The 5003-nt window shown below is 40.6% G+C and carries 5 protein-coding genes and 1 pseudogene; 1 reads left to right on the forward strand and 5 read right to left on the reverse strand.

The annotated features are described in order from the left end of the window. The 5 genes and pseudogenes from ADH31_RS07065 to ADH31_RS07085 form a co-directional block, all read right to left on the reverse strand. A pseudogene (locus ADH31_RS07065) lies at positions 1–173 on the reverse strand (carbamoyl phosphate synthase large subunit); the annotation flags it as partial. Between the two features lie 12 nt (positions 174–185). After that, positions 186–926 carry an esterase family protein gene (locus ADH31_RS07070; RefSeq protein WP_049509801.1) on the reverse strand — a complete coding sequence of 247 codons (741 nt, stop codon included), beginning with the start codon at positions 924–926 and terminating at the stop codon, positions 186–188. Positions 927–947: 21 nt separating this feature from the next. Continuing rightward, positions 948–1772 carry an alpha/beta hydrolase gene (locus ADH31_RS07075; protein ID WP_049509803.1) on the reverse strand — a complete coding sequence of 275 codons (825 nt, stop codon included), beginning with the start codon at positions 1770–1772 and terminating at the stop codon, positions 948–950. Between the two features lie 135 nt (positions 1773–1907). Next, positions 1908–3122, reverse strand: coding sequence for a tRNA uracil 4-sulfurtransferase ThiI (gene thiI / locus ADH31_RS07080; RefSeq protein ID WP_049509804.1), 1215 nt, complete (start codon positions 3120–3122; stop codon positions 1908–1910). Positions 3123–3130: 8 nt separating this feature from the next. After that, entirely contained in the window at positions 3131–4273 is a 1143-nt protein-coding gene (locus ADH31_RS07085) for a cysteine desulfurase family protein (protein WP_000638945.1), read from the reverse strand. 136 nt (positions 4274–4409) lie between these two features. Here ADH31_RS07085 and ADH31_RS07090 point away from each other — a divergent pair, with 136 nt between their 5' ends. Further along, positions 4410–4832, forward strand: a complete 423-nt coding sequence (locus tag ADH31_RS07090; protein WP_049509805.1) for a DUF6556 family protein — start codon at positions 4410–4412, stop codon at positions 4830–4832. The last annotated feature ends 171 nt before the right edge of the window (positions 4833–5003 follow it).

The raw sequence follows: 5003 nt of genomic DNA on the forward strand, positions 1-5003 counted from the left end.
TTTTCAAGATTATCAACACGGAAATACTCAGTCAAGCTATTGCGCAATGGCTCATCTAGTTGTTCATAGGGTTCTTGCCCAATCCCTAGAACGGTGATTCCTTTATTGGCTAGTTCAATACTAAACTGTTGGAAATTTTGTGGGTAATAGGGTGAAATTACAAGATAATTCATAAGCGACTCCTTTTATAGACTCATGTGACCGAGGAAATATGGCATTTGTTTGCGCCACCAATCCCAATCATGGGCGACATCATGTCCCCATTCTGCAAACCAGGCAGGAATTTGTTTTTGGTCAAAGGCTTCTTTTAACTTGTAGTAAGAAGGCAGGCCATCATGCTCCCAAGCACCTAAGCCAGTACAAATCACAATCTCAGCCTGACGGTAACGGTCAATAAACCAACCATCATTTTGATTCCAGATATAGTCTACTGGTGAATTTTGATAGATAGCATCATCATTGTAGTAGTCACCTACAAAGAAACGCGCATCATAGACACCACTGAGGGCGATAACCTTGGTAAAGACATCTGGATGCTGCAGGAAGAAGTTGAGTGCATGGTAAGCTCCCATAGAGCAGCCTGTCGTCATCATGCCGTCGAACCAGCCTGTCTTGTGCTTGATAAAAGGAATGGCTTCTTCAATCACATATCGTTCATAGGTACGGTGCATTTCAGCTTGGTCATGACCATTTTTCCATGTTGCTAGCCAACTTTCACTATCGACACTTGAAAGAGTAAAGAATTGCACTCGACCTTCCTCGATAAAGGATGCACATGCATCAATCATGCCAAAATCATAGTATTCATTGTGGCTACCACCTGAGGAAGCAAAGACAACCACTGGAATACCTGCGTGTCCGTAACGATTAACATACATTTCACGGTTAAGATGACCACTCCAGTGGCTAAGATGTTCAATATTCATATCCTGTCTCCTTTATACTAATTACCAATTTTCTGCAAAAAAGCGTAGGCAAGCTGGGAGATTTTCTGACCATGGCACTTCATGGTGAATGGCTCCAGCCTGAACCTTAAGTGAAAGATTCTCCAACTGCACTCCTCCCGCTATCAAATCATGATAATAGCGAAGGGAAGAGTCAATATAGGCCTGCTTAATATTGCCAGCCATGAGGGTCTTGTCTGTGTCGTCTGCTTCTTCCGTACCAACATAGATAAAGACACGCTGGTCAGGCAATAGTTTTTTTCGCTCGATATAGCGATCAAAGGCCTCTTGGTGAAGCCAGTTAGCTGATGAGAAAACTCCCAAACATCCAATCTGATCCTGATACTCCAAGCCAATAAACTGGGTAATATTGCCACCTAGAGAAGATCCAACCATAGCAGTGTGCTTGCGATCAGATTTTGTCCGATAGTTTTCGTCGATAAAGGGTTTGACCACTTCCATGACAAACTCAGCGTACTCAACACCCTTACCACCAAATTGTTGACCAGGAATGTTGGACTCTTGAAATTTCCATGCCGCATACTCATTCATCCGTCCAAGTCCATCATTGTCAATAGCCACAACAATCATACGGCTGATATCCGGATTTCGCTTGATGGCTGGGATAATCTTCCAGGAATGTCCAACGTAAGATTCCTTACTATAAAAGACGTTTTGTCCATCGTGAAAATACACAACTGGGTAGCTTCTATCCGTGTCTTTATCATAGTTTTTGGGGAGGAGAACACGTACCCGGCGCTCCTTACCTGTGTAGGGAACCACTAATTTATGCTCTCGCATTTTTAGATAAAAATAAGATTGATTCATTGTCAGAAAACTCTCTATATTCAAAATTTTACCTAATTATATCATAAAAATAGAAAAAAAGTCAGTTTCCGTCCAAATTTAGGACTATAAACTAACTTTTTTTACTTATTTTCTCTATTCTTCTGGATTTTCTAATTAGAGGAGATCGTCAATTAGCTCATCAACTGCATCCTTCTCAGCTTGAGGCGTAATTTCAGTAATCATGATTCCTGCTACTGCACGTTCAACCAGACCTTCGACATCCATACGTGTTTCATACTGCTCTGCATTCTTAATCTTTGGATTTGTCTTCGGACGATCGGGTGCAAAAATCGTACAACAGTCTTCAAAAGGCTGGATAGAAATTTCAAAGGTGTCAATTTCCTGAGCGATATCTATGATTTCCAACTTATCCATGGTCACAACTGGTCGGATAATCGGTGTATTAGTCACCGCATTGATAGCCTGCATACTCTCCAGGGTTTGGCTTGCCACCTGACCAAGACTTTCACCATTGATGATGACCAAACCATTTCTCACTTCTCGGATACGGTCCGTAATGCGCATCATAAAGCGGCGAGTCAGAGTCATGAGATAAGCTTCTGGAGCCTTAGCCTTAATCTCTTCTTGAATCTCCGTGAAAGGTACTTCGATAAACTGGATATTGCCACCAAATTTAGTCAATTTACGGGTCAAATCTTGGGCTTTTTTGAGGGCACCTGGACTGGTATATGGTGGACTAGCAAAGTGAACAGCTTCGATATCCACTCCACGTTTTAGAGCTAGATAACCAGCTACTGGTGAGTCAATCCCACCTGACAACATGAGCATGCCTTTCCCTGAAGTTCCAACCGGTAAACCACCAGCTCCTCGAATGGTTTCATAAGAAAGGTAGGCCGCCTCTTCACGAATCTCCACCTGAAGATTGATGTCAGGATTTTTCATTTGTGCTTGTACATTGGGAATGGTTTCAAAGACTGCACCACCAAGAGTTTGGTTCAACTCACGACTGTCTAACTCAAAGTTGTGGTCGCTTCGCTTGCTTGAGATTTTAAAGGTCATACCTTCCTTGTAGATGTCCTTCATAATCTCTTGGACAGCAGATTTCAGAACTTCTACAGATTTTTCAACCTTGTATACTGGCGAAAAGTTTTGAATTCCGAAAACTTGCTTGAGTGACTCGGCAACTGCTGCATAGTCGGCACCATTTAGATAAGCATGGGCACGATCGCGGTCTGCTGTCACTTTGACTTGAGGATAAATGGACAAAACGTCTGAGATATTATTACGTAGTTTATTGATGAAACGCATCCGATTTTTACCCTTGGTTGAAAGCTCTCCGTAGCGAATCATAATTTCTGAATACTGCATGAATGCTCCTATCTTACTTTTTTAGTTTGATTGTAGATTAATTTTAGTTTGGTCAAAAATTGCTCAACTTGACTCATGTCATTTTCTAGGTCTAGGCTGAGGCGTACTGCTGACTGGGCTTTATCCTTTTCAATCCCCATGGCAATCAGGGTTCCAGCAGGTTTCCCAGCCTTGGACGAGCAAGCTGATGTTGTAGAAATGAAAATATCATAGTCTTCAAAAGCATGAACGATAACTTCCCCACGAACTCCCTTAATTCCGAAGGTCAGAATATGAGGAGCAAAGTCTTCCTCACCTGAGAAAACAAAAATATCTGGATAGTCGAGAAGAGCTTGACGGATGACTTCCTTCATCTGACTCGTTTTGTTAGAAAACAATTCCAATCTTTCCATAGCTAGACGCAGTGCCTTGGCTGTTGCTGCAATTCCTGCTACATTCTCAGTTGTTGAACGATAGTCACGCTCTTGGCCACCACCAGTTAAAAGCGGTGTAATTTTCTTGCCAGACTTGATATAGACAAATCCAACACCACGAACTCCGTGGAATTTATGACTAGAGAAGGTCGCAAAATCCACTCGGTCAGTCAAATACTTTTCTGTCGGAATCTTAGCTAAAGCTTGAACCGCATCAACATGGAAGGAAATCGTTGGCTTATCAGCTAATAGTTCTGATATAGCTTCAATAGGCTGGATTGAGCCGATTTCATTGTTGACTGCCATAACAGAGACTAGCGTTGTATCAGGACGAAGTAGGTTTTCTAAAGCAGTTACATCTACAAATCCTTTTTCATTTACAGGTGCAAAATCCACTTCAAAACCTTGAGTCTTAAGCCAAAGAGCTGACTCCTTGACTGCTGGATGCTCAATAGCTGACACAATAATGTGTTTACCAAATTGCGCTTTTTCAAAAGCCACACCTTTGATAACCCAATTATCCCCTTCAGTCCCACCAGAGGTAAAGAAGATTTCTTCGCTTTTCTTGCCAATCAAATCTGCAATCTGCTGTCGAGAAGCTTCTAAAATTCTGCTAGATTGGTCTCCCAAACGATGGAGACTTGAAGGATTTCCAATAATTTTTGCAGACACTTGCATATAGGTTTCAAGTGCTTCTGGATAAGGCTTAGTCGTTGCCGAATTATCAAAGTAAATCATGGTTTCTCACGCTTTCTAAAATCACTCCTTCTATTGTATCACGAAACAGTTCAGGCGACAAGAAAGGCAATTCAGGTTCATTTAAGTTTTTTTTAAAGATTTTCGGTATAATGAATTTTAGTAAAGGAGAGATATTATGTCTAATTATCGTAGAACATCAAAACCTAAAACGGAACACATCAAAAAAGGATTTACTGTTTTTCAAAAAACGATTGCTACTATCGGTAGTATTCTGGGGCTGATTACTGCAAGTATCACCATCATGAATGCTATGAATAATAATAATAATAACAACAATAACTCTAAAAAAGAAACTACGACAACCCAGACAACAGTCATAAAAGAGATTCAAAAGGAATCCCCTCAAGAGAATACTACTCCAAACAAGGACAATACTTCTACAAAAGAAAACACACAAGAAGAAACAACAACTCAATCTAGTAGCAGTGCAGAAAGTAAGAAAGAAGATACTAGCAGTAAACAAGAACAACCGACTGTTCCTTCTTCTAGCACTCAAACAACAGATACAAAAACGTCTACTACCAATGGAGCTTCCTAAAAGAACTATCTAACAGCCAGTGATTGAATCGCTGGTTTTTTTATTGCTGTCTTCAGTATTAATCAGAAAAAGTTAATCTTTGCAACAGAAAAATGATCAGCCTTTAAACCAATCATTTTTTGAATATATTTTATACTCAATGAAAATCAAAGAGCAAACTAGGAAGCTAGC

It is taken from the genome of Streptococcus pseudopneumoniae (genome assembly GCF_001072375.1).
In the GTDB taxonomy this organism is placed as follows: domain Bacteria; phylum Bacillota; class Bacilli; order Lactobacillales; family Streptococcaceae; genus Streptococcus; species Streptococcus pseudopneumoniae_L.